A 25692-nucleotide genomic window follows, 5' to 3' on the forward strand; every position below is an offset into this window, starting at 1 on the left:
GCCCGACGCGCGAGGCCGGTCGGGTCGGGACAGGACGTAGTATCGAAGCCAGTCAGGTTACCGGGGAGTAAATATGAGTGACGCGGTCATCGTCGGTGCGGTGCGGACCCCGGTCGGGCGGCGCAAGGGCAGCCTGGCCATGGTGCATCCGGTCGACCTCTCGGCGCACGTGCTGCGCGCCCTCGCCGAGCGCACCGGGATCGACCCCGAGCAGGTCGACGACGTGGTCTGGGGCTGCGTGTCCCAGGTCGGCGAGCAGTCGTGGAACATCGCGCGCAACGGTGTCCTCGCCGCGGGCTGGCCCGAGTCGGTGCCCGGCACCACCCTGGACCGGCAGTGCGGGTCGAGTCAGCAGGCGCTGCACTTCGCCGCCGCCGCCGTCGCGTCCGGTCAGGCCGATCTGGTGGTGGCCGGCGGCGTCGAGTCGATGACCCGGGTGCCGATGGGCGTCAGCGTCGGCGACGCCTCACCGTTCAGCGACCAGATCCGCGACCGCTACCGGGGGGTCGAGGGCTTCGCCGAGGACTCCCCGCTGCCGTTCAACCAGGGCGTCGGTGCCGAGCTGATCGCCGCCCGCTGGCGCTTGTCCCGGGCCCAGCTCGACGAGTTCGCCCTGGCCAGTCACGAGAAGGCGGCCGTCGCCCAGGATGCCGGGGCGTTCGACCCGGAGCTGGCCCCGATGGTGCTGCCCGACGGCGGCAAGTTCGCCGCCGACGAGGGCATCCGCCGGGACACCTCGTTGGCGAAACTCGGCGAGCTGAAGACTCCCTTCCGGGCCGACGGCGTGGTCACCGCCGGCTCGGCGTCGCAGATCTCCGACGGCGCGGCCGCGCTCGCCGTCACCACCTCCGAGTGGGCCGGCCGGCACGGCCTGCGCCCGCTGGCCCGGGTGCACACCGCCGTGGTCGCCGCCGACGACCCGGTCACCATGCTCACCGCCCCCATCCCCGCCACCGCGAAGGCGCTGCGCCGCGCGGGGCTGGGCATCGAGGAGATCGGGGTGTACGAGGTGAACGAGGCGTTCGCCTCGGTGCCGCTGGCCTGGCTGGCCGAGACGGAGGCCGACCCGGAGCGGCTCAACCCGCGCGGCGGGGCGATCGCCCTGGGCCACCCGCTCGGCGCGTCCGGGGCCCGGATCATGACCACCATGCTTGCGCATATGCGGGACAACGGCATCCGCTACGGCCTGCAGACCATGTGCGAGGGCGGCGGCATGGCCAACGCCACGATCGTGGAGCTGCTCTGACCCGCGCCCGGTGCCGGGGCGGAGAACCTCTCGGCCCGGTCCCGGGGCGGAAAACTCCTCGCCCCGCACCGGCACGGCTTCTACTCTTCGGACCGTGAGCGATCTCTCGACCCCGCCCGCCAACTGGTCCGACCAGCGGTGGCGGGACCTGGCCCAGGCCTGGGTCGGCGACCACCTGGACCGGGCCGGCCACCGGATCACCGGCCCGGTCCAGGCCCGGGTCCGGCCCTGGTCGCTGGTCTGGCGGCTGCCCACCGATGCCGGGGCGTACTGGTTCAAGGCCAACAACGCCGGCACCCGCTTCGAGGCGGGGCTGCTCGACGCGCTGGCCCACCTCGCCCCCGGCCGCGTTCCCGAGCCGGTGGCCGTGGACGCCGGCCGGGGCTGGGCGCTGCTGCCCGACGGCGGCGAGACCCTGCGTGACGCGTTCGCCCGCGAGCGTGACCCGGCCGTCTGGGAACGCGTCCTGACCGGGTACGCCGCGCTCCAGCGCGCGACCGCGCCCCGGGCCGGGGAGTTGCTGGCCCTCGGTGTGCCGGATCACCGCCCGGAGGTGATGCCGGGCCTGCTCGCCGAGCTGCTCGACGACCGGGAGGCCATCCGCGTCGGCGTCCCGGGCGGCCTGGGCCCGCAGGTGTACGAGCGGCTACGGGCGTTCCTGCCGGAGTTCGAGGCGCGCTGTCGACGGCTCGCCTCGTTCGGGGTCCCGGCCGGTGTGCAGCACGACGACCTGCACGACGGCAACGTCTTCGCGGCCGACCACCGCGTCTTCGACTGGGGGGACGCCTCGGTGGCCCACCCCTTCGGCACCCTCCTGGTCACGCTGAACTCGGTGGCGGACTCCTTCGCGTTGCCGGCCGGCGACCCGGTGCTGGTCCGGCTGCGGGACGCGTACCTCGACGTCTGGGCCGACCGGCACGACCGGGCCGAGCTGCGGGAGGCGGCCGGCCTGGCGGTCACCGTGGCCAAGGTGAGCCGGTCACTGTCCTGGCGACGCGCGCTGTCCACCCCCGACCCCGCACGAGCGGAGTACGCCGAGGCGGTGCCCGGCTGGCTCGCCGAGCTGTTCGAGCCGGACAAGCTGTAGGCGGCGGTCCCCTGACCTGGCGGCCGACGGCCGATTGGTGGCCGTGGCCCACATCACGTAACCGCCCGACGTCGTTGAGTAGGTCATGGACGTCTTCTCCCGAACGTTCCTGCCTGCGGCCGCCGACAGCGGGCTGGCGGTGCGGGGCGTCAGCCGGCACATGCCGATCTTCCGCCGCTGCGTCGGTGCCGGCGACGCCACCATCCTGGTGACCCGGTGCAGCCGGCTGCGGCGTCCGGTCGGCGAGTGCCTGCTGCTGCTGACCCACCGGCGACTCGTCGTCACCCGGCAGACCCGGGTGCTGCGCCGCCTGCGCCTGCATCTCAACGCCGACCTGCGCGAGCTCAGCGACGTCACCTGGAGCCCCGACCCTCGGGGGCCCGCGGTGGAGTTGGCAGCCACCGCCATCGACGGCGTCCGGGAGCGATTCCTCATCCGGCTTTCGAACCCCGGGCAGGTGTGGCAGCTCGACGCCCTGCTGCACCACTCGTTCCGGACCCGGCTGCGGCCGGCCCGGGAGCGGCTCGTGGCCACCATCGGCGACGTCCCGGCCGCCGTCCGCCCCACCGCACTACGGCCCGTGGTGGTCCACTGACCGGCTTCCTCACCTGGTGCGAACATTGCCCGGCACCCCGGTCGGGCGTGGGTCGGCAATCATGGGCCGGTGAAATGTCGACGCAGCGCAGCGCGGGCTCGTCCCGGTGGCCTGCGTTCTCGACGTCGCCCTGCCCGGCCTGGCCGGCACCGAGATCTGCCGGCGGCTGCGCGACGCCGGCGACCGGACGCCCGGGGCGTCGGGTACGCCGTCGTTGGCTGAGCCCTCGCCCGGCGGCTGTCCGCCGCCGGGGATCGGGGCTCAGCGGCCGGGCGGGAGGGCATAGCCGACGTAGCCCCGCCAGGAGAGCGGCCAGCCGGCTGGCACGAGTTCCAGGCACGCCGCCCGGTTGCCGGTGCAGACGATCGCGTCGGTCGAGGCGGGCTCGGCCGGCGGACGGTCCGGCAGCACCGACTCCAGCGCCACCAGCTCGGGCGGGCGTCCGTCGGGATCGCGCAGCAGCAGCCACCAGGGGTACTCCCAGTTGTCGTTCTGCTGCACCAACCCGACCCGCCGGGCGCCGGACGCCCGCACCGCGTCGGTCGCCCAGCGGAACTCCTCGGCCCACTGTGGCCGGCGTAGGAAGCGGGTGTCCCACTCCGAGGTGGTGAAGACCGAACCGGTGCCGACCAGCCGGCGCGGGAAGCCGTACGACAGGGCGAGCACCCCGGCCAGCGCGGAGGTGGCCAGCACCGTGACCGCCAGGCCCGCCGCCACCGACCGCCGGCCCGGGGCGCGGCGGCGCAGGAGCGAGTCCAGCCAGAGGCCGGCCAGCGGGGCCGCCAGCACCAGGGCGTAGAGCAGCAGCCGGTTCCCCCACGGCTGCCACTTGATCATCGCCGTGTGCAGCACGACGGCCGTGACCGCCACGACGGCGTACGCGCGCAGCGTGCCGGCCACGGCCGGGCTCATCCGGGCCGGACGGGCCATCGCCAGCACTGCGCCGACCAGCGCCAGCGCGCCGGCCAGCGGGAAGGCCACCCGGTCCTCGTCCGGATACCAGGCGGGCACCGGGAAGACCTCCCGGCCGAAGGTGATGGCCCGGTCCTGGGGGTCCACCCCGATCGCCCGGGCCCCTTCCATGATCACCTCGGCCGAGCCGGCGCGGACCGGCGCGAGCGGTGTGTCCAGCGCGGTGTGCCCGATGCGCAGGGCGTTCACCAGGACCGACGCCGGGTCGTGTCGTTCCATCGGGATGGACTCGCGCAGCCGAGACGGCCCCAGCGGGTGGCCGAACTCGGCCTGCACCCGGGCGAGGAACGGCCCGACCACGATCAGGGCCACCAGCAGCACCAGCATCGACCCGGCCGCGGTCCGGGCCATCCCGGTCACCCGGGACGGGCCAGCCGTCGCGTGCCGCTGGACGCCACCGGCGGGGTACGCCGGACCGGCCGCCACGGTCGCTGCCGCCGCACGGCCCCCGCCCTCGACGACCCCCGCGACCCCCGCGGCGTCGGGCACCCCCGCCCCGACGAGCACCCGCCGGCCGGGATTGCCCCCGTCGACCGGGCCGGGCCGTGCGCCGTCGACCTGCGGCGGACCGCCGAGGTATGCCAGTCGGAGCTGACCGATCCCCCAGAGCAGCAGCAGCGGGCCGGCCCCGATCAGCCCGCTGGTCTTCGTGACCGCGGTCAGCCCGGTCGCCGCGCCCAACAGCAGCAGTGTGCCGATCCCCGCCCGGCGGCGCAGCCCGTCCAGCGCCAGCGTCGCCACACAGGCCACCCAGGCGGCGCAGACCAGGTCGGTCTGGGTGCTGGTCGCCTGGAGCGCCACCATCGGGGTGCTGGCCAGCACGAACGCGGTGAGCAACTGGGCCCGCCGCCCTCCGCCGAGTTGGGCGGTGATCCGGGCGGCGACCAGCAGGCAGCCCACCCCGGCCGCCCACTGAACCAGGTTGTGCGAAGAGTCGCCCCCGGTGAAGAGCCGCAGGTGCAGCAGCAGGTATTCCGCGCCGGGCGGGATGGTCACCTGTCGGTGGATCATGGTGGGCCAGAAGTCCAGGTCACCCTGGGCCACCCAGTGCTCCACCTTCGGCAGGTGATAGGTCTGCGAGTCGAAGTTGTTGGGCTCGGCCAGCAGCGCGATCAGCAACTCCACCAGGACCAGCCCGCCGACCGTGCCGATCAGCAGCCGCTCGCCCCGTCCCGCCGTACGCCACCGGTCGGCCAGCCCCGCCCGGGCGGCGCGGGCGGCGGCGGCCGGACCCCGCCCGCCGTTGCGGTGGCGCCGCAGCCAGACGGCCCCGGCCGCGACGGCGAGCAGGAGCAGCCAGGCGACGGCGAAGGCAGGCAGGGTGAGTAGGCGCAGCGCTCCGAGCAGCTCCACCGTCAGCACCGCGAAGGCGCCGGTGACCACCGCCGCCCGGACCACGGCCAGGCGTAACGGGGCGACCACGTCGGTCCCGCGTGGTCGCAGCGCCACGGTGAACGACAGGACGGCGGCGAGTGGGGCCGCCACGAGCAGGGAGCCGGCTGCCGACATGGCGCGAAGTAAACACCATCCGGCTGGATGCGTGGCACGCGACGCTCGACGGTGGCAAACCCCGCGGCGCTGGCCTGCCAGCTAGGCTAGAGCCGACGTGTATGCCGCCACCGTGGAGATTTCCGTGAAGCTCTCGATCCTCATGCCGGTCTACAACGAGGAAGAACGCATCGCGGATGCCCTCAAGCAGGCATTGGCGGTCGACTACCCGTGCGAGATCGAGCTGGTCGTAGTCGACGACGGCAGTCGCGACGACACCGGCGAGATCCTCAGCCGCGCCGACGACGCGCGGCTGCGGCTGATCACCCACCAGCGCAACGCGGGCAAGGGCGCGGCCATCAAGACGGCGGTCGACAACGCCGAGGGCGAGTACCTGGTCATCCTCGACGCCGACCTGGAGTACGACCCGCAGGACATCCCCAAGCTGCTCGCCCCGGTGCTCGACGGCCGCGCCGAGGTGGTCTACGGCAACCGCACCTTCGGCAGCCACAGCGCTTACAGCTTCTGGTACGTGATGGGCAACAAGGGCGTCACCATGGCGGCCAACGTGCTGTTCAACTCGTACATCGGTGACCTGGAGACCTGCTTCAAGCTGATGCCGGTCGCCCTCTACCGCTCCCTGGACATCCGGTCCCGGGGCTTCGGCATGGAGGCGGAGGTGACCGGCAAGCTGCTGCGCCGGCGCATCCGTCCGTACGAGGTGCCGATCAGCTACCGGGCGCGGGGCCGCGAGGAGGGCAAGAAGATCACCTGGAAGGACGGCGTCGAGGCGATCTGGATCCTCGGCCGGGAGCGCACCCGCCGCCGCCCCCTGGCCGTCCCGCAACGCTAGCCCCCGTCACGTTGAAGGGGCCTTCAACTCAAGGCGACGTGATGCAGGAATCCCTGACCATCGGTCAGCTCGCCGCTCGCAGCGGCGTCGCGCAGTCGGCGCTGCGTTACTACGAGCGCCTCGGCCTGATCCGGGCCGAACGCACCAGCGGCAACCAGCGTCGGTACGCCCGCACCGAGCTGCGCCGGGTGGCGTTCGTCCGGATCTCCCAGCAGGTCGGCATCTCGCTGGAGGAGATCCGGGACGCGCTGGACTCGCTGCCCGCCTCCCGCACCCCGACGGCGACCGACTGGGCCGCGCTGTCCACGGCGTGGCGGGCCCGGCTCGACGAGAAGATCCGGCTGATGGCCAAGCTCCGCGACGACCTGGACGGCTGCATCGGCTGCGGCTGCCTGTCGTTGCAGCGCTGCACCCTCTACAACCCGGAGGACAAGATGTCGAGCGAGGGCCCGGGCGCGCGGCTCCTGCTGCCCCGCGCCGAGCCACCGGCCCACGGCGGGTGCGGACCCTGCGTCACCGGACAGTGAGCAGCACCTTCCCGACGTGGTCGTTGGACTCGACCAGGCGGTGCGCCGTCGCCGCCTCGGCCATCGGCAGCCGCCGGTCGATGACCGGACGGACCGCCCCGGCGGACACCAACGGCCAGACCTTGTCCCGTACGCCCGCGACGATCGCGGCCTTCTCCGCCACGGGCCGGGACCGCAGCGCGGTGGCCGCCACCGAGGCTCGCTTGGCCAGCAACATCCCCAGGTCCAGCTCGGCCTTGCGACCGCCCTGCATGCCGATCACCACCAGCCGGCCGCCGGTGGCCAGCGCGGCCACGTTCCGGCCCAGGTAGGCCGCACCCATGATGTCGAGGATGACGTCCGCGCCCCGGCCGCCGGTAACCCGCCGGACCTCCTCGACGAAGTCCTGCTCGCGGTAGTCGACCGTGTGCGCGGCGCCCAGCTCGCGCAGCCGCTCGTGCTTCGCCGACCGGGCGGTCACCACCACGGTCGCACCGAGCGCGGTGCCGAGCTGGATGGCGAACGTGCCGATCCCGCTGCCCCCACCATGCACCAGCAGGGTCTCGCCCCTCGTCAGCCCGGCGAGCTGGACCACGTTCGACCAGACCGTGCAGGCCACCTCCGGCAGCGCCGCCGCGTCGACCGGGTCGACGCCGTCCGGCACGGGCAGCAACTGCCCGGCGGGCACGGCCACCCGCTCCGCGTACCCGCCGCCGGCCAGCAGCGCGCAGACCTCCTGGCCGACCGCCCACCCGGTCACGTCCGGGCCGATCGCGCTGACAACCCCGGAGCACTCCAACCCGGGGTACGCGGACGCACCCGGCGGGGGCGGATAGTGCCCCTGCCGTTGCAGCAGGTCGGCCCGGTTCACCGCACTGGCCCGCACGTCCACGATCACCTCGCCGGGGCCGGGCTCCGGATCGGGTACCTCCGCCCAGACGAGTGCGTCGGGTCCACCGGGCTCCGGGATCGTGATCGCGCGCATGGTCCAGTCTTACCCGATCCGGCCCCGAGTCCACCCGTGGGCCGGGATCTTCGCCAACCGGCCTCGTCAGGGTGCGAGTGGGCGGCCGTCGGCCGGTGATCCGGTCACTGTGGATCGTCGAAGGCCGTGATTCCGCAGCTCAGCACGGCAGCCGGAGCCTTCCGCGCCCAGTCACGGTCAAGTCCTCGGAGGGAGGGTGGCTCGACCGCCAGTTGGCTTCTGGCAGACTGGAGGGCGGTCGCGTCCCTCGGGGCGTGGTTCCGGGAGGGTTCGCCTAGTGGCCGATGGCGCTGGTCTTGAAAACCGGTAAGGCAGCGATGTCTTCGTGGGTTCGAATCCCACACCCTCCGCTCCCTGGGCAGCGAAAACGCCCCCTGACCAGCGCTGATGCCGGTCAGGGGGCGTTACATCGTTTCTGAATCGGTCTCACTTCGTCCCGCTGGTAGCCGGCGAGTCTCGCTGGTCGTGTCGTATCCGTGTCGGCGCTACCCGGCTTCCTCGGTTTCCAACGCTCCCTCGATCCGCTTCCGGGCCGCTTCGTCCTGGCCGTCGATGCACGAGGCGTAGACCTTCAGCAGGACGTGCACGCTGTGTCCGGCCCACTGAGCGACCTGCGTTGCCGGCACACCCGCGTTGAGCCAGAGCGACACGGCAGCATGCCGCAGGTCGTACGGCCGGTGCGCCAGCGGCGACCGTTGCTGCGCGGGCGTCAACGTTGCTTCTCGGGCCTGCCGCCAGGCTCGTAGGTAGGTGCTTTTCGACACCGGGGTCATCCTGGCACCAGCGGCGTTGAACATCCGGCCGTTGGCGTTCCGGCAGTGCTCCCGTAGGTGGTGCCGCAGGATGCGAACCAGTTCCGGGCAGGCCGGCACGTCGCGGGTCGCCTTCTTCGCCCGGTGTTTCAGTTCCCGGTCTTCGAGCGACGTGCCGCCGTCACTCCAATCCTCGCCCACCTGCTGCGTCGACCCGCTGAGGTGGAGCCACCCCCACCCGGTTTCGGGTAGCTCGCATTCGTCGGCGCGTAGGTGAATCACTTCGGAAGGACGGAGCGCGGCGAAGTACATGCAGGCGAAGAATCCTTCCAAGTGCGGATCGCGATTCCGTACAGCCGAGAGCAGTGAGCGGGCTTGCTCGGGATTCACAACCACTTTCCGATCGACCTGGTCGGTGTTCTTCGGCGCTCGCCATTGAAGGAAGTCCATCGGGTGAGCATCGAGGTAGCGAAGTTCAACGGCGTACTTCAACGCGCTATAGAGAACGGCCCGTTTCCTTGCGACAGTGTTTGCTGCGGCGGGGCGGCCGTCGATCCGGACCGTGAGCGCGTCGAGTGCCTTTCGGGTGGTGGCTGGATTCGCCACATCCGTTAGCGGGAGCGTGTTCGCGGTGAGCCAGCGGATGACCGACGCGAGGTGCTCCGGCGGTAGGCCGTTGTCACGGTCGCGCTGCAACTTGTTGAAGGTCCACGTGTAGAGGGCGTGGCGAAGCTCGGCGGCGTCGGGTGAGTGGCGCGAGGTGGCGAGCAGGGCAAGCGTGGCCGTGGTGAGTGCGTCGGCGATGCTCTTGCGCTGAGTTGCTGCGGCACGCGGCCACTTCATGTCCACGAACGCGACAGCAAGGTCATACCAACTCCGGCTGTTTAGTTCCCGGGCCATCGGCTCCGGTAGCCCGATCTTCTCGTCGAAAGCCGTTCCTTCGCGCTGAGCGACTACCAGTTTCGAGCGGAAGCTTTCGGCGAGCGCGCGGGTGGCGTAGGTGTTCCGGAACGGCTTGCCGGCGACCTTCCATCGAACCGTATAGGACTTTTTCTTGCCGGCGAGTTCGTTGCTCAGGATCGCGTGAATACGTACGTCGTAGCTGCTCATGCTGCCTCTTCGTGGTCGTTAAGCCAGGCGTCGAGGTCGCGCCGCCGGATGCGAAGGCTTCCGTTCGGGTACTTGATGGTTCGGGGTGCCTTCCCGGTCGCCTTCCAGCGGAAGAAGGTCGACTTGGGTACGTCGAGTTCGGCCAGGACTTCGGCCAGGGTGAGGAGTTGGCCGGTGGCGGGGGCGCGGTGAGGGGGAGTCATCCGGTGGCTGTCCTTCCTCGGGCGGGGTGGTGCGGGGGCGCGGTGGAGCGTGTGAGCGGCGTGCGGCCGTTGACCGTTCGGAGTGGAAAGCCGGTGGGTGGTGTCGGCAGAAGGGCTTAGGGGCGGCTGCTGAGAGCGCCGTGGGGCCAAGATTTCGGCCGTCCCGGTGTAGGGCATGGGGTGAAGCGCTCTTAGGGGCGCTGAGGGGGCCGTTTCCGGCGGGTGGTGGCCGGTCATGGGCGGCGGCTGGTGACGCGTAGCCGGGGGGTATCCGTACCATCCGTACCAAGGTCGTTTTGCCTGCTCAGGTGCGGTACGGATTGGGTGCGTGGTACGGATTGATCCGTACCAGGGGCGCGGCCGGGGGTGGTCGTTGGTACGGATTGATCCGTACCAGCGGGGGAATCCGTACCGGGGCTGACCTGCGGAAACGACGTTGGTACGGATGGTACGGATGGGGCGGGGCAGTAGCGTTGCCATGCGTCGGTGAAGGCGTCTCGGGTGTAGCCCTTGGCCTGTCCGACGGGGAAGCGAATCGTGGTCGAGGTGATGCCGAATTCGCGGAGCAGGTCGCCGAGTCGTTTGCCGGTGAGGCCGGTTGGCCCGAATCCTGCCCAGGGTGCTTCGTCGTCGCCGTTGAGGGCGGCGAGTAGGTCGTGGGTGGAGGTGGCGGGCGGTTCGCCGAGCACGGTGAATGCGGTCCGTACGTCGGCGAGTAGCCGCACGCGGGTGGAGACGTTGCCGGCTTCGTCGGCTTCGGCGGTCATGACGGTGACGGCGTGGCGGGCGCGGGCGGGCCAGGTGTCGCCGGCCAGGTCGGCGACGGCTACGAGGGGTTCCCAGGTGTCGGCGGCGCGGTCTTCGACGGGCATGGGTGGTTCCGCGGCTTCGAGGATGGGCAGGTTCGCGCCGAGCCACCCGGCTAGGCGCTGTGCGACGGCGCGCAGGGCGGGGCCGTCGCGGCGGTGTCGGTAGGGGGCGACGGTTTCGCCGGGGGCGCGGCGGCGCATGCGGACGACGACGGCGCGGTCTTCGATGGTGTCGGGCATCGCGCCGATGCCGGCGAGGGCGGCCATGGCGAAGGTGGGGATCTTCTCCAGGCTTTGGGTGTTGTTGTCCCACCGGATCGCGGGCCGGTTGCGTTGGTGACCGGCGTTGAGTAGGCCGCGTAGATCTTCGTTCGCGTCGGCGTTCTTCCCGCCGAAGATGGTGTCCGCTTCGTCAACCAGCAGGGTCGGCGGGTTGTCGGTGCCGATGGCCCGGTACACAGCGGCCGGCGAGGCGTTGACGGTGATCAGCGGGTTGTGGCAGCAGCCCTCGACCACGTCGAGCAGCCGCGATTTCCCGCAGCGCTTCTCCGGTGCCCGGATGACCAGCCGGGGAGCGTGCGCCCACGCGGCCTGTGCGTGGGTGGCGGCGATCCACAGCACGACGGCGTCGACCGCCTCAGCGCTGGGCAGGATGACGTACTTGGTGAGGACGGCGTGTAGGCCGTCGAGGATCGTGGCTCCGTCGACCGGGTCGGTGTGGGTCATGCTGCTACTCCTTCGTCTCGGAAGCCGCCCCGGATGGCGGCGCGTATGTCGCGGTCGGTCTGCGCGGCGGCGCGCCCGGCGTCGGTGAGGGCGGTGATGGCGTCGGCGGGGTCGAGGGCGCCAGCGGCGACCATGCGGGCGACGCCTCGGGCTGCGCCGTAGAGGGTGGTGCGGCGGGTGCCTTCGGCGGCGGTGGTGACCCGGTCGAGCAGCACGGCAAGTAGCCGGTCGGGATAGGAGATGCCCCCCGCCTCACGTACCGGCGTCGGTCCGGTGGCGGCCGGGGTGGGTGGTGCCGGCGGCGGTGAGCAGGCCGTGAGCAGGGCGGGGGGCATCTCCTGCATGGGGTGGCCGGGTATCCACTGGTAGGGGCGTCCGGTGCGCGGGTGGGTCGACGGTGGGAGTACGACGTATCCGCCATCGGCCTTCACGTCGATTCCGGGGCCGAGTCCCTGGCCGGGCTTGCCCTGACTGCACGGCACGTGCCGGCCGGGGTGCCGGTAGTACAGGTGCAGGCCACCCGACCCAGTGCGCACCCGCGCGGTGGGCGGGGTGAGGTCGGCGGCGATCAGCCCGGTAAGGGTGTCGGCTCCGCCGTGATCGGGGTCGACGTCGACCACCACCACCCCGGACGCCGTGCCGGTGCGCAGGGCGAGCTGCCCGCGCGGGACGGCGGCGACGATGCCCGCGACCCGGTGCGGGTCGGTGGTGGCGGCGTAGAAACCGTGGCAGGTCAGGCAGCCGCAGGCATCTCGGTCGTGCCCGGGGTCCTCTTCGGCCTTCGGGCATGCACGGCAGTTGGCTACGGGGCGCTTGGAGCGGCCGAGCATGAACACGGGCCATCCGTGCGCGGCGTAGTCGAGGGCGGCGGCGAGCAGGTCAGGCACCGGGGTTCTCCTTCCGTGTGGCGGGTCGGCGGGTGGCGCGGGCGGTGTCGAGGTCGATCAGCGCGCCGCCCTGGCCGGCGGGTGCCAGACGGGCCGGCGGGGTGTCGGCGGTGGCGGTGAGGGCCAGGCGCAGGAACACCCGGTGGCGGCCGGCGTCTGCGCCGGTAAGCGGGTGCCGGTCGCTGACCTGGGCGACGTACGCGACGCCGGTCAACGTCCGGATGGCGGCGTCGAGTTCGGCCGGCAGGCCGGTCAACCACGCCTCCACTACGCGGCCCGCCGGGGTGTGGGCCGCGCGGCGAGGGCGGCGCGGGTGACGACGTGACGCAGGTCGGCGAGCAGGCCGGCCAACTGGCGGCGGGCGGCCGGCTCGGCGGGGGCCAGGGCGACCCGTAGCCGAATCTCGGCGTGCTGGCGGCCGTCGGCGGCGGCGACCCGGGTCAGGACGGCCCGGCCGTGGCCGGGCAGGTCGACCACGATTGCCTCGGAACGGTGTTCGCCGAGGTTGCAGCGGTGGTCGCGGGCGCACCAGGTGGTGTGACCGTGCCGGCCGGGGCGGGCGGTCACTGGTTGCCTGCCCGGTGCTCGGCGCGGACGTAGTCGAGGAGCCGGCGGCCGATGCGAACACGGATGCCGGTGCCGTCGCAGCGGGGGCAATCGCGTCGGGTGCCGATGGCGGTGCGGTGCGAGCGCCGGCCCTGGCAGCGTCGGCAGCGTCCCCACGGGGACACGGCGCACATGGCCAGGTATGACGCTGCGTAGATGAGGGCGGCGAGGCTAGCGAGCAGCAAGGTGAGGGTCACGGATTGCCTCCACAGGCCGATTTCAGGGTGCAAAGGGCTCACGCCGCTAGGAACTAGGGCGCTGATCAGGGTTGGGGTGGGTTGCTAGCGGGGGTGCTAGGTCTAGCGGGGGGTGCCGCTAGACCTAGCCACCACAGGCCGTCCGGGTTAGGCGGCTTTGTTCCCGCGCCGCTTGTGACGCTCCGCAACCGCATTCGCGATGTCGGCCCGGTCGATGCCGCGCCGGTTCGCGCCCTTGCCGGTGATTGGGTCGGTGCCCCACACCTGCCCCGTGGTGATCCCGTACGGCTTGAGCGCCGCCGTGAGTTGGTCACGGGTCAGGTCGCCGTACGCGTCGGGGCTCAGCTCGGCCAGGCGCTCGGTCAGCGTCTCCGCCCACACCTTGCCCTCGGTCGCGGGGACGACGGTGAGGATGTCGTCGAGCAGGGTGTCCCGGCGGGCGGCCGGGGTCGCCGCGGCCTGGCCGATGGCGTGGCCGGTGAGCGTCCCGGCGGCTTCCCGCAGGGCGCGCGCCCGGTCGGTGACCTTCTCGGCCGTGGGGCCGTCGACGTAGAAGGTGCGGACGATCTGTGCGTCGTCGGCGGCGCCGACGAGGTAGCCGACGCCCTTGTCCTTCTTGGCGAACATGGTCGCCCGGATGCCGTTCTTGTACGCCGAGGTGCCGAGGATCATGTCGTTTTCGATCTGTCCCATGACGCGTAGGCAGAACCGGGTACCGGCGTTCGCGCTGACCCCGGTGGGCAGGCTCTTGGCGTCGGGTCGTTGGGTGGCCAAGACGAGGATGACGCCCAGGGCGCGGCCGAGCTTGATGATCTTCTCCGCCAGTTCGCCGGCTTCCTTGCCGAACTCCGGGTGCGAGAACAGTTCCTGCACTTCGTCGAGGGCGACGACGAGCCAGTGCAGGCCGAGCGTGCGGCGGCGGGCCAGTTCGGGGGTGACCTTGTTGTCCGGGCACACCGCCTTGGGGAGTCCCTTGATGACGGCTGCCCGTCGCTGGCATTCCTTGCGCAGCTCCCGCAACGCCAACAGCCCTTCTTCGGCGGTGTCGTCGTCCTGCCCGGACGCGTACCGCGCCGACACCTTCTCCAGGGGGTCCAAGCCGCCGGTGCCCTTGAAGTCGAAGCACCACAGTTCCGCGTACGGGTCGAGGGCGGCGGCGAGCATGGGCACTTGGGTGGCGGCGGTCTTGCCGTAGCCGGGAATCGACCCGATGAGCAGGTTCGTGTACGGGAGTTCGAAGGAGATGATCCGGCCGCGCGGGTCGGTGCCGAACGGCACCGGCCTGCCCAGGTCGAACCCACCAGCCGCCTTGAGTAGCGGCCACGGCTTCGGCGGGGTGGCGGCCATGTCCTGATCGCCCACCCACAGCAGTAGCCGGCCGGGGTGCACCTCGGGCTGTCCTTCCGGCCACACACAGCCCAGGGGGCGGGTGAGGCCGGCGGCGAGCCGGTCGCGGCGCTCGATCACGTCTCCGGCGGTGACGCCCGGGGGTAGGTCGATGTCGGCCCGCCATCCGGGGCCGTCCCGGGTGATCGGAGCGGTGAACGCGATGGCGCGGGTGCCCTGCTTGGCGATGGCTTGGGTGATGCCGGAGATGCCGAGCACGGCCAGGGCGCGCACCACCACATCCGAGGTGAGCCGGGCCACGCGGGGGATGACCACGGCGGTGTCGAGCAACGGCTTATCGGCCGGCTGACCGAGCATCCCGCACAAGGTGACCAGCAGGGCCAGCACCGCCCACCGCGCCCACGGCGGGGCCAGGGCCACGGCGACGCCACCGGCCAGGGTGACCGCGAGGGTGAACGTGACCACGATGCCCCGCCACCGCACGCGCCGGTCACGCTGCTTCGACAGCTTCAGGTACAGGTCACCGTCGCGGGTTTGCGAGGTCGACTGGCGCATCTGCTCGCCTTCCCAGTCGAACGCCCACCGGACCGCACCGGACACCAGCCGGGCCGCGCCGGCCGGGGTGCGCAAGGCGAGCTTGCCGGCGTACTTCGGCAGCCGCAGCGAGTGGTAGGCGCTGGAGTGCAGGAGGTGCCCCACCGCCCACCGCATCACGTCGACCAGCTCGGCGCGGGAACGCAACCAGGCGGGCAGGATCGGGCGACGTTGCCCGGCGCGGACGCCGTCGAGGGTGAACCGTGGGGACCGTTGCGCGTTCGGGGAGTCGACCAGCGCCGGCCCGCCGTCGCCGTCGCCGTCGCCGTCGGGGTCGGGGTCGGCGGTGGTGCGGGCGGCGCGGGCGGCGTCCAGGTCAACCACGTCGGCGGCGGGGGCATCTCCGGTCACATCGTGCTCGGCGGCCCGCCAGTCGAAACGGTCATCGTCTCGGGGGTTCATGATGGGTGTTCCTCCGTCTGATCAGTTGATGGTCGGGGGAGGGCCGGCGGCGCGGCACTGGTTTCCAGGCCGATGGGCCGCGCCGCCGGGCGTAGCTAGTCGTGGACGCGGACGAGGTGCGCCAGGGCGGCGCCCATGCCCAGCACGGCGACCGGGAGACACGCCACGGCGGTGGTGATCCACCACGGGGCTGAGGTGATTCCGGCGGCTTCGAGTAGGTGGTAGGCGACCTGGCCGAGTGCGCCGACGGCGAGGGATCCGAGCGCGGACCACTTGGCGAACCGGCGGGCGGTGTCCGGTACCCGGCCGGAGAGCCACACGTAGAGGGCGTACGCGCCGTAGGTCTCGACGCCGATCGGCAGGGTGATCGCCGAGTTGATGGAGAACCCGTCGGCGATGCCGGGCAGCGGGTGCACGATGCCGAACCCGGTGAGTCCGCCGAGTCCCACCCACCCGGACCAGATCGCGACGAACGCGGGCAGGGCCAGCAACACCACCGGCCAGGCCACCGCCGACCGGACCGACGCGGCCGACGCGGCCGGGGCGGGCGTGGTGGGCGTGGTGGGCGTGTCCGGGTGACTGACCAACGTGACCTGCCCGTCCTGCTCGGCCGTCGTGATCTCCGCCGGGGCGGCCGGGGTCGGGTCGACCACCGGGGCGGACTCGGGCGTGACCGGACTCGGGACGGGGTCCGGGCCGATCGGCTCGGCGTAGTCCAGCCGGGGCCCGGCCGGGTCGACGGCGTCCGCCTCGGGGGTCAGCAGCGAGCCGCGCAGGATCAGGGCTTTGCGCAGCGTCTCGGCGCGGGTACGGCCGTCGTGCTCGGTCTTGAGGCGGGCGAGGATGTCGTCAGCCTTGGACGCGCCGATGCGGAACTCACGCATGAGCCGGTTACGGGAGGGGAGCTGCTGGCCGGTGGGTAGGGCCAGGTCGCGGGCGGCCGGCAACAGGGCGTCGACGGACTGCGGGTAGCGGGTGCCGTTGATGGTCGGGGCAGTCATGACAGGTGACCTCCGGTCAGCCGTTAAGGACGTCAGCGAGCAAAGCGCGGTGAGCGCGGAACACGGCGCCTCCGTAGACGCGCGCCAGGTGGCCGATCAGGTCGGCGTAGCCGGCGGCGGGTACCCACGCGGCACGACGGGCGTCGTCGCGGCCAGCCACCTCGGGGAGCAGGTAGAAGCCGCTGCCCAGGTCGAAGCGGGTCGGAACGGTCACCATCCACGCCTCATCCGACGCGCGAGGGTCCGGCACGTACCGGGCCGGCATGGTGACGTAGTGGTCCTGGGCGCGGTCCACGACCAGCCCGGTTTCCTCGACCAGCTCGCGGACGGCGGCGTCGGTGAAGTCCTCGCCGGGGTCGACGTACCCGCCGGGCAGCGCCCACCCGTTGCCGTCGCCACGCTCCACCAGCAACAGCCAGCGGCAACCGTGCGCGTCACCGGCCGTGACGATGGCGTCGGCGCAGACCTGCTCGCCCCAGTGGCCGAGCAGGTTGCGGCCGTGGCGGACGCCGGTCGACTCGCACGGGTTGACCGGGCGGCCGTCGATCACCGGGAACGGGATCGCGGCGGCGGCCTGCCGGGCGGGCCAGTCGATGCGGGTCGGGTCCATCTCCGGATCGGCCCACGTGGCGCCGGCCGCGATGCCGGCCAGGACGCTCGGGTCGGTGTAGACGCGGGGGATCATGCCGCAACCTCCATCGGGTACGCGCAGGTCAGGCACTCACCGAGCGAGCGCGGGATGTAGTAGGGGCGGAGTGAGCCGCAGGTGGGGCAGGTGCGGCGAGCGGTCAGCGCCTTGCCGATCGCGCGGAGCTGGGCGGGGGTGGCGGTGCGCTTCGGCTGGGCCAGGTCGACCCGGTGCAGGTATGCGGCACGGGTACCGCCCACGCCACGCCAGAGCACCTGAGCGGCGATCGGCTGCCGACCGGGGCACAACCCGGCCGCGCGCAGTTGACGGCGGGTGGCGTAGCCGGCGGGGGCACCCCTCCACCAAACCGTCGGCATGCCGTACCGATCCCCCTCCGGGTCCCAGTACGCGGCCCTGATGCGCAACATCAGGCGGCCCGGCGCGGGCGCTGACCGGCAGGGCAGCCGTAGACCGCCCGGTGCGACACCTGCTCCGCGCCGCACTTCCGACAGCGCAGAACCTTGCAGCCGTAACGGCACTCCGTCGTCAACCGCACCTCCACCAAGTCGCAGACGTGCGCGGGGCGGGCGGCCACCTCGGCGGCGGCACGGGTAACGCGGGACTCGGCCCGGCGCAACCTGCGCCAGTCCAACGCGGACGGCCCGCCGTTGTCCTCGGCGTAGAGCATCGTGATCTCAGCGTCGACCAAGTCCAGTTCGGCCGCGATCAGCGGCCACTCTCGGTCAATCGCGGCCAGGTCCTCGGTGCTCGGGCTCTCACCAAGGACCAAGGGCAGACGGCTTCTCACCAGTTCGCTCCTTCACAGCGGAGGGTGCCTCGGGCTTACGTTCCGGGGCGGCGGTGAGAGCAAGCTAACAACTGGTAGGTCAACGTGTCAACTGTTAGGTCAGGTTGGGGGTTGATATGGCCTCTGAGCTGGGAAGAGACGCCTAACACCTGTTAGGTCGCTGGTATGCTGGCGGGATTCGCCGCGTGTCCAGCTAGGGAGAGTGTTTGATGGCCACCCCGTCGGCTCCACTGAACCGATCGGACTCGTTGCACGTCCAGGTTGCTCGGAACATTCGGAATGACATCGAATCCGGAGTCCTGCGCGACGGCGCAGTCTTGCCGTCGACTCGGGAGCTAGCCGCGCAATGGAACGTGAGTGTGTTCACTATCTCCGAAGCGATGAAGGTTCTCGCTCGGGATGGCCTTGTTGAGAGCAAGTCGAGATCAAAGCGCGTGGTTCGTGCGCCCGGCCAGTCGCGTGTAACCGAAGTACGGCTAAGGAAGCCAAACGTTGTTCTAGTTGGAGGATATCCCGGCAGCGGAAAAACCGAGCTAGGTCGCATTCTCGCGCGGGAAACGGGTTGGCCCATGCTGGATAAGGACACGCTGACAAGGCCGGTTGTTGAGGCTGCTCTTGAGTTTATCGGCCACTCCCCGAATGATCGAGAATCCAGCGACTACCTTAGCAAGATTCGCCCACGCGAGTACGAGGCGTTGGCGGCGGCGACGCGTGAGAATGTGATGTGCGGAAATAGTGTAATCGTAACTGCGCCGTTCATTCGGGAATTCAACAACGCGGCATGGATTGGCAGATCCGAGGCATCGTACGCGGATATGGGTGCGAGGACGGTGCTTGTGTGGCTCTACTGTGACAAGGAGGTGATGCATACCTACGTGCGGAGGCGTGGCGCTGCTCGCGACGCCGCCAAGTTGGCAGACTGGCCGAACTACATCGCTGACATTGACACCGAGTTCCGACCGCTCGCAGCGCACCACCTTATCGACAACTGCGCCTCCGGCCTCCCCTTGCAGCAGCAGGCTAAGGAGCTTCTTGCCCAACTCTTGGACGGAGAGGAACGCAAGTGAGAGGGACTATCCTTTTTGGTTCGCCCGCTGTCGGAAAGGACACCATTACGGGTGAACTAGCGAAACTGGATTCCCGATTCACGCTTTATCGCCGCATGAAGATCGGCGAGGGGCGCACGGCCGGCTATCGAATGACTACGAAGGCTGAGGCTGATGCGCTCCGCTCGGACGGTAAGATTATCTGGGAGAACAGCCGGTACGGTGCCGTCTATCTTATAGATAGACCCACGCTGTTGGCAGACCTTGCCACAGGAATTCCCGTGGTGCACCTGGGGCAAACACAGGCCGTGCGTGCAGTAGTTAACGCAGTCCCCGAATCGCGCTGGCTGGTTGTGGCTCTCACGTGTCCTAGATCGGTAGCGCTTGAGCGCGTGCGTGCGCGGGGAACCGGCGACACTGAGGCACGGATGCTGGCCTGGGACGAAACCGAAACTCTTTCCGGCGCTGGATTGAAAATCGACACCAACGCCGTCCCGCCCGATCAAGCTGCTCGGTTGATTTCAGATCACGTCACGAGCCTGTGAGTTCATCGGTCGTGCGTGCGCGTGGACGGCCCGCAAGAGGGCCCAGGCTGCGCCAGCCGGCAGCGCTATGCGCCGCTGCTAGCTCGTGATCGACAGGGCAAGCGATGAAGCGGGTGATGCGGAAGGGATGTCACGGTGCGCTCTGGTTGGTCAGCATCAGCCGCTGCCCAGTAGGCAAGTCGCCACCGGCAACAGCGGTCTGAGCCGCCTTCTGCTGCTTACCCAACTAGAAGGAGTCGCGAGTGATGGCGAGGCCGCAGGTGGCGAAGATTCCGGCGGCGACGAGTCCGATGCGTAGCCAGGGCGCGTCTCGGGTGGGTTTCACGCCGATGGACACAGAGATGCCCAGGCATGCGGCGACGACGAGGCAGATAACGACGGTCAGGATGCGGTAGGTCGGCCCGTTTTCTGGCCACCAGGCCCAGGCGCCGAAGAGGGCGGGAACTAGCAGTAGGAGGCTGAGCCCGATCAGCGGGATAGCGATCTTCCAGCGGCTCCACACGCTCATCGGCTCTCCTCGGGGTGCTCGGCGTCGTCTCGGTCGTTCGGGTTCAGCGACGCGGGGTCGGCGTTGCGCAGGAGTTGAGCGTGGCGTTGAATCTCGGTCCGCTGGTCGGGGGTGAGGGCGTCTTGCTTCGTCAGCGCTTCTGTGAAAGCGGTGTCGAGGGCGGCGCCGTGCCAGGAGTGGGTCGCTGCGGCGCGGAGGTCGGCTTCCCCGCTGAGGACGGTACGGGCCAGTGAGCCGAGGGCGTCGTTGGGTCCTCGGGTGCGGGCGAGGGCGGTGAGAACCGCTCGGGCGAGGGGTTCGCGGGTGATGTCGTCGGTCATTGCGGTCCTCACTGGCCGGGGTGCTGGTAGGGCTTCAGGTCGGGTAGGGCGGCGACTTCCATGCCGGCCTTGACGAGGGTGATGGAGCCGGCGATGCCCTTGAAGGTCGCCTCGGCGTTGCCGTAGAAGGTCGAGATTTCGTTGTAGAGGTCGTATGCCTGCCAGGCGTAGTAGGCGGCCACGCTGTAGCCCAGGACGGGGCCGACGCCGGTTTCCAGGGTGGCGGTGCCGATCGCGGCTGCGGCGTTGATGACGATAAGGACGTCGATGAGTTTGCTGATGAGGCCGGTAACTACGGAGTAGAGCTGCTTGGCGGCTTCGGCGGCTCGGGTGTAGAGGTCGGCGTACTGATCGCAGACCGGGTGCAGGGCTTGTGCGGCCGATCCCAGGGTGAGCTGGTATTCCTGTTCGGCTTCTGCGGCGTTACCGCGCCACACCTCGGACACGTCCACGGCACCGGTGATGAGGTTACGGCCGAGGTCGTTCATGGCGGTGCCGATGATTCGCCACGCTGCTGCGCAGTGGACGTAGGAGTCCCAGTCACCGCTGAACGCCTTGCCCCAGCCCTCGAACGGGTCGTGTCCGAACAACCACACGCTGACCTGACGTAGCCAGGCCGTAGGGCTGACCAGATCGGCGAGCGGGTTGATCTGGAACATTTCGATGCTGGTGGCGTAGTTGGGCGGCACCAAAGTCGTGGTGGGTTCGGCCACGTCGGCGAACGGCGAGCGGCTCCTGGTTGGCCAAAGGTCCGGCCGGCCGGGGCTGCTCAGCGTGCTGCGAAGGGTCGCGGTGTCGCGGGCGCCGGGGTAGCTCTGGTCAAGGCGAGCCATCGCCGCGGCGTCGGATGTGGCGTACTTGAGCTGGGCCAGGTTGACTTGAGTGGCCGCGCCTCCGGTCAGGGTCTTCAGCCGTTCCAAGCCCTCCGTCATCCGTCGGTAGGCCATGCGGTGCGGTCCGGCCAGCATGAAGAGCAGGCCCTGTTGGTCGAAGACCAAATCGCAGTGTCGCGTCGTGTAGCCCTGGGCGTCAGCGGCATCGTCAGACGCACGGTGAAGCAGGTTGTAAAGGCCGTTCAAGCCGTCAGGGTCCACGTAAAAGCCGCTCATGATCCCCCGTTGATCGTCGGCAGACACTCCGTAGCATCGTAGGAGCGAGGTTCACGGCGATCAACGGGTCACGCCACTGTGCAACTAGCCCGACACGGACTTTGCCCCCAGCATGCGGCATTGGGCGTAGGCCCTGTCGCTGCTTGCCTGCTCTCATGGCTCGCCGTCAGCGGGAAGCCGGGCCCACGCGAACGACCCCCTGCGGTAACAGGGGGCCGTTCTGTCCGAGGTGCGTACCAAGCTCTTGCCCATGGCTCACATCTCGTTACTCCTAACGAAGCCTCTTCTACTTAGTGGCGCGCTCCCTGCCCTCAGGAGCCGTCAAGATCTTTGAGTATCCGAACAGTATGGACATTTTTCGACGTGATATCCATCTATCAAGTTTCTGGATCTCCGCAGTTGGGGGCGCTGGACTCGCCCACCGGGCATCTTGTCTGGCGATCAGCAGATCGACAGTCCTTGAATGAGTAGATCATCTACGCGAAAACTTATTAGATTACTCACCGTCACGAAAGCTGCGTTGAGAGTCCGGCTTTGCGCTAAAGGTTCACCGCTCCTGGCAACTCTGTGTAAGAGCCCACGTCGCACAAGCCGTGACTCTGAAGATGAATCCTCGTTAGTCGACGTGAGACAGCCCGTAGCGCTTGTCTGGCGGTAACCGGCCAGCGCCCCCTCATTCGGGCTGTCTCACCGTTCGACGCACGGTCCGAGGAAGTACGAATCAACAAGCTCATGGAGGAAAGGTGTCCAAAAGCACCCCTCGCCGGCGAGAGCCGGCACGCTCCATCTCTACGTCTGACCGTCGGAACTCGGAGCCCACGCGGCAACAGTCCGGGCCGGTCGACGATGAGCCTCCACGCGAAGAGCGTTACCTGCTGACACCGAGGTCTCTACTCATCGCGATGATCACCCTCTCCGTCGGCCTTCCCGCAGCGTCAGTCGCCGGCTTGGCCACAGTGACGCAGGTCAGCCCGGCCCTGGGTCTCGGACCCAGCATCGCCTTGGGATTTGCCAGCGGCATCGTCACCCTGGTCATAACCGGTCTGGCGGTAGCCCGCACGCTTCACCAGCTCGTCCGATAGCAAGATCATCAGTGTAGTAGCGCCTCGCCCTGTTACCGCAGGGCGAGGCACTGCTATTGCTCGGAGTCCACGCGCAACAACTTGGGGGCCACTACCGGTTGCTGCGTGACGAACACAACCGGCAGGCACACCAGCAGACACCAGCGCGCGGCAGGGGACCGTCTGCCGAGGTAGGGCGCACCATGCCGGACGGCTAGTACGGGACGAATTCGTTCGGGACGAACGAGGTGGCCTGCTCTAGTCGGCTCCTGCTTCCGGCTCGTCTCAGCCGTCGTCTCGTTCAGCGTCGTCAGCGGAGCGCCGGCCGGGGTCCGTTCGGGCCGTGCATCGCTGCTCATGACCCCAGGTGGGTTTGCTGTACGGAGCTTCTAAGAACGTACGGGCGGGGGGTCATCGTGGCAGGCTGGCCCACGCGCGCGGTCTGAGATCGGCTGCGGACGACACTGCGATTAGGCCAGCGGCAGCAGCCGACGCCGGCCGACAAGGATCTTGATCGTGGACCGCTGGATGGCGGCTTGGAGGTGGCGGGTTAGAACCTAGCCTCGAGTAGCCCGTGTGTCGTATCCGTGTTGCGGAGCGGGCGACAGGCTGCGTATCAGCAGGTCAGGGCCACGAGCGTAGTGGTCTTGAAAACCGGTAAGGCAGCGATGTCTTCGTGGGTTCGAATCCCACACCCTCCGCCCTCTACGCGGGGCACGATTTCTAGTGCCGTGTCAAGCAACGTTTGCCCTGTCGACGACGGCGTGTAGGCGCCGGTCGTCGGTGTGGCGGTTTCGCCAGCTGATGTAGCGGCGGCGGATCATGCTGCTCTGTTCGTTGTGGGTGGCGTGATCGGTACCGTCGAGGGTGAAGTAGCGCAAGGCGGTGAACTGGGCCTCGATGCGGCTGAGTCAGGAGTTGTTGGTCGGGGTGTAGGCGATCTCGACGTTGTTCGCGGCGGCCCAGTCGCCCACGCGCTGGCACCGTTTCGTCGTCAGGTGCGGCGAGAATCTGTCGCAGACGATCGCTATCCTGGCGACGACACGCCGATCGGGAAACGGATTCCGATCGGCGTGTCGTGAACTAAAGGCGGCGAGATCAGCCGAGGTGCCGGGCGAAGAACCGTAGCGTGCTGTCCAGCTCCAATGCGGGGACCTCCCCGTGCTTGCCGGGGTTGGCGTGCAGTGTTTTCTCGGCTGAGGCCAAGGCATCGAACAGTGCCAAGCTCTGGGCCCGCGGCACCCGCTCATCGTCCCACTGCACCAGGAACTCCACCGGGACGGTGATTCGCGCGGCGGCCTTGGCCGATGCCAGCGCCCCGCCCAAGCCCAGCACCGCCGCGTGGACCCGGGGTTCGGCGGCAACGAACGGAACGCCGAGTCCGCAACCCAACGACACGCCCCAATAACCCACCGGACCAGTGCCAACGTGGTCGAGTTCCTGGACCAGGTCCAGGACCGCTCGCCACTCCGGGACGGTCTGGCGAGCTACGAGCGCCTGGAAACCAGCGATCAGCGGAGCTAGATCCTCCCCGGCCTCCACGCGAGTTTGGTTCTCGGTCGCGATCCGGTCGTACTCCTCATCCTTCGGCCGGTCGCCATGGCCGGGTACGTCGACCGCCGCCACCGCGAAGCCACACTCGGTCACGAAGCGGCGCGCATGGGCCACGATGCCGGGGGCCTTCTTATGCTGACCGCCGCCGTGTCCCATCAGGATCAGGGGACGAGAACCGGCGGCACCTGTCGGCGTCCACAGCACGCCCGGAATCTCACCGAGGGTAAAGAGCTGTTCGGAGACGCCGTCGGACGACGTCTGAGAGGTGAAGCGCATAGCGTTTCGAGCCTTTCGGGATGCCTTCTGCGGGCACTCCCTAGACCATGCAAGAGAGGGAGCCCCGACCTGTCACAGCGTTGATCGGTCTCACCTCCTCGGTTCGCAGCAGCGCATAGCGGCACCGAGGTTATCACAGGGGGCTCCTCCGCATGGACGTGGCCAGGGCGAACGTTGTCTGATGCGGCACTAGCTCAACAGCGGAGGTGCATGTCGCACATCGGTGGCGCGTCGATGTCGCAAACCTTCCAGCCGCCGCTGATGCCTCCGTCGTCCCTGGTGCGGAAGCGCCACTCGTGAACGGGGCCCCCGGTGAAAGTGACGCTCCCGGTCGCCGGGTCGATCTGCGTGAACCGGAGGTTCACCCTCGCGGAGACCGTGCCGTCGGAGTCGCTCGTTCGCCAGTCGGATGACTCGACCTTGACGCCGAAGGTGGTGTACGGCTCGACCTGTCGGCGTAGGTCCCGAGCCTCCCGGAACAACTCGTCCCGGTTGTCGCTGCACAAGCATCGGCTGATTGCGAGGCTGTCGCCTGACTCGAACACGGCCCGGAGGTAGGCATTGGCGGCGGCAACCGGTGTGTCCTCGCCTGCCCCTGCCTGGGCAGTCCTCACCACCGCCCGCACGGCCGGCACGCCGACGCAGGCCAAGGCAGCAGCGATGGCGGCGGCGGTCGCGATTCGGGTATGCCACGGCCGGCTAGCAGGAGACATCGCGATCACGAGGCGAGACTACTTACCTGATCATGGTCGGCGATAGGCGCGAACGGTCTTGACGGCAGATCGGCAGGGCCAAATCCGCGGGCGCTACTGCTCTTCGTGGGTTCGGATCCCACGCCCTCCACCGGCGGCTGTCGCGCGTTACCGCGATTCGCGGGGCGCGGCGGGGTAAGAAGGTGCGCAGGAAAACCACGCCCACCGGAAGGACCCGTCCCGATGACCCTGGAACGACCGATCGCCCCGGACCCGTACGAGCTGCTGCCGACCGTTGCATCGTTCACCCTGACCAGCGACGACGTGCACAACGGCGAGCCGATGGACGCCCGGTACGCCCACGGCAGCGTCGGTGGCTCGAACGTCTCCCCGCAGCTCGCCTGGTCGGGTTTTCCCGCCGAGACGAAGAGCTTCGTGGTGACGTGCTTCGACCCGGACGCGCCGACCGGCAGCGGCTTCTGGCACTGGGTGCTGGTCAACCTGCCAGCCTCGGTGACCGAGCTGCCCCAGGGCGTCGACGAGGCCGCCCTGGGCGACGCGCTCAGCGTCCGCAACGACTACGGCACGGCCGGTTTCGGCGGCGCGGCCCCGCCGGCCGGAGACCGCCCGCACCGGTACGTCTTCGCCGTGCACGCCGTCGACGTCGAGCGCCTCGACGTGGGCCCCGATGCCACCCCCGCGTACGTGGGCTTCAACCTCGCCTTCCACACCCTGGCCCGCGCGGTCATCCGCCCCACGTACCAGGTCAAGAACTGAGC

General features: G+C 69.8%; 28 protein-coding genes, 1 tRNA gene and 1 pseudogene. 11 read left to right on the plus strand and 19 right to left on the minus strand.

Annotated features, from left to right (window positions below):
• Nucleotides 1-73: 73 nt before the first annotated feature.
• The 4 genes and pseudogenes from SNR22_RS24580 to SNR22_RS24595 all read left to right on the plus strand — a co-directional run.
• Nucleotides 74-1246, plus strand: coding sequence for an acetyl-CoA C-acyltransferase (locus SNR22_RS24580; RefSeq protein WP_320069013.1), 1173 nt, complete (start codon nt 74-76; stop codon nt 1244-1246).
• Between the two features lie 94 nt (nt 1247-1340).
• Nucleotides 1341-2333, plus strand: a complete 993-nt coding sequence (locus SNR22_RS24585) for an aminoglycoside phosphotransferase family protein (RefSeq protein ID WP_320069014.1) — start codon at nt 1341-1343, stop codon at nt 2331-2333.
• Between the two features lie 85 nt (nt 2334-2418).
• Complete coding sequence (locus SNR22_RS24590) at nt 2419-2928, plus strand: hypothetical protein (protein ID WP_320069015.1); 510 nt, start codon at nt 2419-2421, stop codon at nt 2926-2928.
• Nucleotides 2929-3010: 82 nt separating this feature from the next.
• A pseudogene (locus SNR22_RS24595) lies at nt 3011-3121 on the plus strand (DNA-binding response regulator); the annotation flags it as partial.
• Nucleotides 3122-3189: 68 nt separating this feature from the next.
• On the opposite strand, the gene SNR22_RS24600 reads toward SNR22_RS24595, so the two are convergent.
• Entirely contained in the window at nt 3190-5409 is a 2220-nt protein-coding gene (locus SNR22_RS24600; protein ID WP_320069016.1) for a hypothetical protein, read from the minus strand.
• Between the two features lie 124 nt (nt 5410-5533).
• Between SNR22_RS24600 and SNR22_RS24605 the strand changes: the two genes are divergently transcribed.
• A complete protein-coding gene (locus SNR22_RS24605; protein ID WP_320069057.1) occupies nt 5534-6241 on the plus strand; it encodes a glycosyltransferase family 2 protein in 708 nt (235 codons plus the stop codon).
• A gap of 41 nt (nt 6242-6282) precedes the next feature.
• Nucleotides 6283-6768 (plus strand): redox-sensitive transcriptional activator SoxR, encoded by a 486-nt coding sequence (gene soxR, locus SNR22_RS24610; RefSeq protein ID WP_320069017.1) that lies wholly within the window; start codon nt 6283-6285, stop codon nt 6766-6768.
• Here the strand turns inward: soxR and SNR22_RS24615 are convergent.
• Nucleotides 6755-7732 carry an NAD(P)H-quinone oxidoreductase gene (locus SNR22_RS24615; RefSeq protein WP_320069018.1) on the minus strand — a complete coding sequence of 326 codons (978 nt, stop codon included), beginning with the start codon at nt 7730-7732 and terminating at the stop codon, nt 6755-6757. The two genes, soxR and SNR22_RS24615, sit on opposite strands and share 14 nt — an antisense overlap.
• 263 nt (nt 7733-7995) lie before the next feature.
• Between SNR22_RS24615 and SNR22_RS24620 the strand changes: the two genes are divergently transcribed.
• Nucleotides 7996-8082, plus strand: a tRNA-Ser gene (locus SNR22_RS24620).
• Between the two features lie 135 nt (nt 8083-8217).
• Here SNR22_RS24620 and SNR22_RS24625 read toward each other — a convergent pair.
• The 12 genes from SNR22_RS24625 to SNR22_RS24680 all read right to left on the minus strand — a co-directional run bounded on the left by SNR22_RS24625 (nt 8218) and on the right by SNR22_RS24680 (nt 17802).
• Nucleotides 8218-9594 carry a tyrosine-type recombinase/integrase gene (locus SNR22_RS24625; RefSeq protein WP_413775697.1) on the minus strand — a complete coding sequence of 459 codons (1377 nt, stop codon included), beginning with the start codon at nt 9592-9594 and terminating at the stop codon, nt 8218-8220.
• Nucleotides 9591-9797 carry a helix-turn-helix domain-containing protein gene (locus SNR22_RS24630; RefSeq protein ID WP_320069019.1) on the minus strand — a complete coding sequence of 69 codons (207 nt, stop codon included), beginning with the start codon at nt 9795-9797 and terminating at the stop codon, nt 9591-9593. The genes SNR22_RS24625 and SNR22_RS24630 overlap by 4 nt, the downstream gene beginning before the upstream one ends.
• Before the next feature lie 233 nt (nt 9798-10030).
• Nucleotides 10031-11332: a DUF3631 domain-containing protein gene (locus SNR22_RS24635; protein WP_320069020.1), complete on the minus strand. Its 1302-nt coding sequence runs from the start codon at nt 11330-11332 to the stop codon at nt 10031-10033.
• The gene (locus SNR22_RS24640) at nt 11329-12219 is read right to left on the minus strand and encodes a bifunctional DNA primase/polymerase (RefSeq protein ID WP_320069021.1); all 891 of its coding nucleotides are present in this window, start codon (nt 12217-12219) and stop codon (nt 11329-11331) included. Before SNR22_RS24640 ends, SNR22_RS24635 begins: the two co-directional genes overlap by 4 nt.
• Nucleotides 12212-12475, minus strand: a complete 264-nt coding sequence (locus SNR22_RS24645) for a hypothetical protein (protein ID WP_320069022.1) — start codon at nt 12473-12475, stop codon at nt 12212-12214. Before SNR22_RS24645 ends, SNR22_RS24640 begins: the two co-directional genes overlap by 8 nt.
• Before the next feature lie 11 nt (nt 12476-12486).
• Nucleotides 12487-12786, minus strand: a complete 300-nt coding sequence (locus SNR22_RS24650) for a hypothetical protein (RefSeq protein ID WP_320069023.1) — start codon at nt 12784-12786, stop codon at nt 12487-12489.
• Entirely contained in the window at nt 12783-13022 is a 240-nt protein-coding gene (locus SNR22_RS24655; protein ID WP_320069024.1) for a hypothetical protein, read from the minus strand. The genes SNR22_RS24650 and SNR22_RS24655 overlap by 4 nt, the downstream gene beginning before the upstream one ends.
• A 147-nt stretch (nt 13023-13169) precedes the next feature.
• Nucleotides 13170-15368 (minus strand): cell division protein FtsK, encoded by a 2199-nt coding sequence (locus SNR22_RS24660; RefSeq protein ID WP_320069058.1) that lies wholly within the window; start codon nt 15366-15368, stop codon nt 13170-13172.
• Between the two features lie 92 nt (nt 15369-15460).
• Nucleotides 15461-16366 (minus strand): ABC transporter permease, encoded by a 906-nt coding sequence (locus SNR22_RS24665; RefSeq protein WP_320069025.1) that lies wholly within the window; start codon nt 16364-16366, stop codon nt 15461-15463.
• 16 nt (nt 16367-16382) lie between these two features.
• On the minus strand, nt 16383-17051 hold the full coding sequence (locus SNR22_RS24670; RefSeq protein ID WP_320069026.1) for an NUDIX domain-containing protein: 669 nt from the start codon (nt 17049-17051) through the stop codon (nt 16383-16385).
• Nucleotides 17048-17422 (minus strand): RRQRL motif-containing zinc-binding protein, encoded by a 375-nt coding sequence (locus SNR22_RS24675; RefSeq protein ID WP_320069027.1) that lies wholly within the window; start codon nt 17420-17422, stop codon nt 17048-17050. The genes SNR22_RS24670 and SNR22_RS24675 overlap by 4 nt, the downstream gene beginning before the upstream one ends.
• Nucleotides 17422-17802 carry a DUF6284 family protein gene (locus SNR22_RS24680; RefSeq protein WP_320069028.1) on the minus strand — a complete coding sequence of 127 codons (381 nt, stop codon included), beginning with the start codon at nt 17800-17802 and terminating at the stop codon, nt 17422-17424. The genes SNR22_RS24675 and SNR22_RS24680 overlap by 1 nt, the downstream gene beginning before the upstream one ends.
• 209 nt (nt 17803-18011) lie before the next feature.
• Between SNR22_RS24680 and SNR22_RS24685 the strand changes: the two genes are divergently transcribed.
• Nucleotides 18012-18869, plus strand: coding sequence for a GntR family transcriptional regulator (locus SNR22_RS24685; RefSeq protein ID WP_320069029.1), 858 nt, complete (start codon nt 18012-18014; stop codon nt 18867-18869).
• On the plus strand, nt 18866-19393 hold the full coding sequence (locus SNR22_RS24690; protein WP_320069030.1) for a kinase: 528 nt from the start codon (nt 18866-18868) through the stop codon (nt 19391-19393). Before SNR22_RS24685 ends, SNR22_RS24690 begins: the two co-directional genes overlap by 4 nt.
• Nucleotides 19394-19619: 226 nt before the next feature.
• Here the strand turns inward: SNR22_RS24690 and SNR22_RS24695 are convergent, their stop codons facing one another.
• From SNR22_RS24695 to SNR22_RS24705, 3 genes are read right to left on the minus strand one after another with little or no spacing between them, the layout of a single operon-like run.
• Complete coding sequence (locus SNR22_RS24695; protein WP_320069031.1) at nt 19620-19901, minus strand: hypothetical protein; 282 nt, start codon at nt 19899-19901, stop codon at nt 19620-19622.
• The gene (locus SNR22_RS24700) at nt 19898-20221 is read right to left on the minus strand and encodes a hypothetical protein (RefSeq protein WP_320069032.1); all 324 of its coding nucleotides are present in this window, start codon (nt 20219-20221) and stop codon (nt 19898-19900) included. Before SNR22_RS24700 ends, SNR22_RS24695 begins: the two co-directional genes overlap by 4 nt.
• Nucleotides 20222-20229: 8 nt before the next feature.
• Entirely contained in the window at nt 20230-21357 is a 1128-nt protein-coding gene (locus tag SNR22_RS24705) for a hypothetical protein (protein WP_320069033.1), read from the minus strand.
• 1882 nt (nt 21358-23239) lie between these two features.
• Between SNR22_RS24705 and SNR22_RS24710 the strand changes: the two genes are divergently transcribed.
• Nucleotides 23240-23473: a hypothetical protein gene (locus SNR22_RS24710; protein ID WP_320069034.1), complete on the plus strand. Its 234-nt coding sequence runs from the start codon at nt 23240-23242 to the stop codon at nt 23471-23473.
• 16 nt (nt 23474-23489) lie between these two features.
• Here the strand turns inward: SNR22_RS24710 and SNR22_RS24715 are convergent, their stop codons facing one another.
• Nucleotides 23490-24221, minus strand: a complete 732-nt coding sequence (locus tag SNR22_RS24715) for an alpha/beta hydrolase (RefSeq protein WP_320069035.1) — start codon at nt 24219-24221, stop codon at nt 23490-23492.
• Between the two features lie 194 nt (nt 24222-24415).
• Nucleotides 24416-24943, minus strand: coding sequence for a hypothetical protein (locus SNR22_RS24720; protein WP_320069036.1), 528 nt, complete (start codon nt 24941-24943; stop codon nt 24416-24418).
• 213 nt (nt 24944-25156) lie between these two features.
• Between SNR22_RS24720 and SNR22_RS24725 the strand changes: the two genes are divergently transcribed.
• On the plus strand, nt 25157-25690 hold the full coding sequence (locus SNR22_RS24725; RefSeq protein WP_320069037.1) for a YbhB/YbcL family Raf kinase inhibitor-like protein: 534 nt from the start codon (nt 25157-25159) through the stop codon (nt 25688-25690).
• The last annotated feature ends 2 nt before the right edge of the window (nt 25691-25692 follow it).

It is taken from the genome of Micromonospora sp. RTGN7, assembly GCF_033804645.1.
Classification (GTDB): domain Bacteria; phylum Actinomycetota; class Actinomycetes; order Mycobacteriales; family Micromonosporaceae; genus Micromonospora.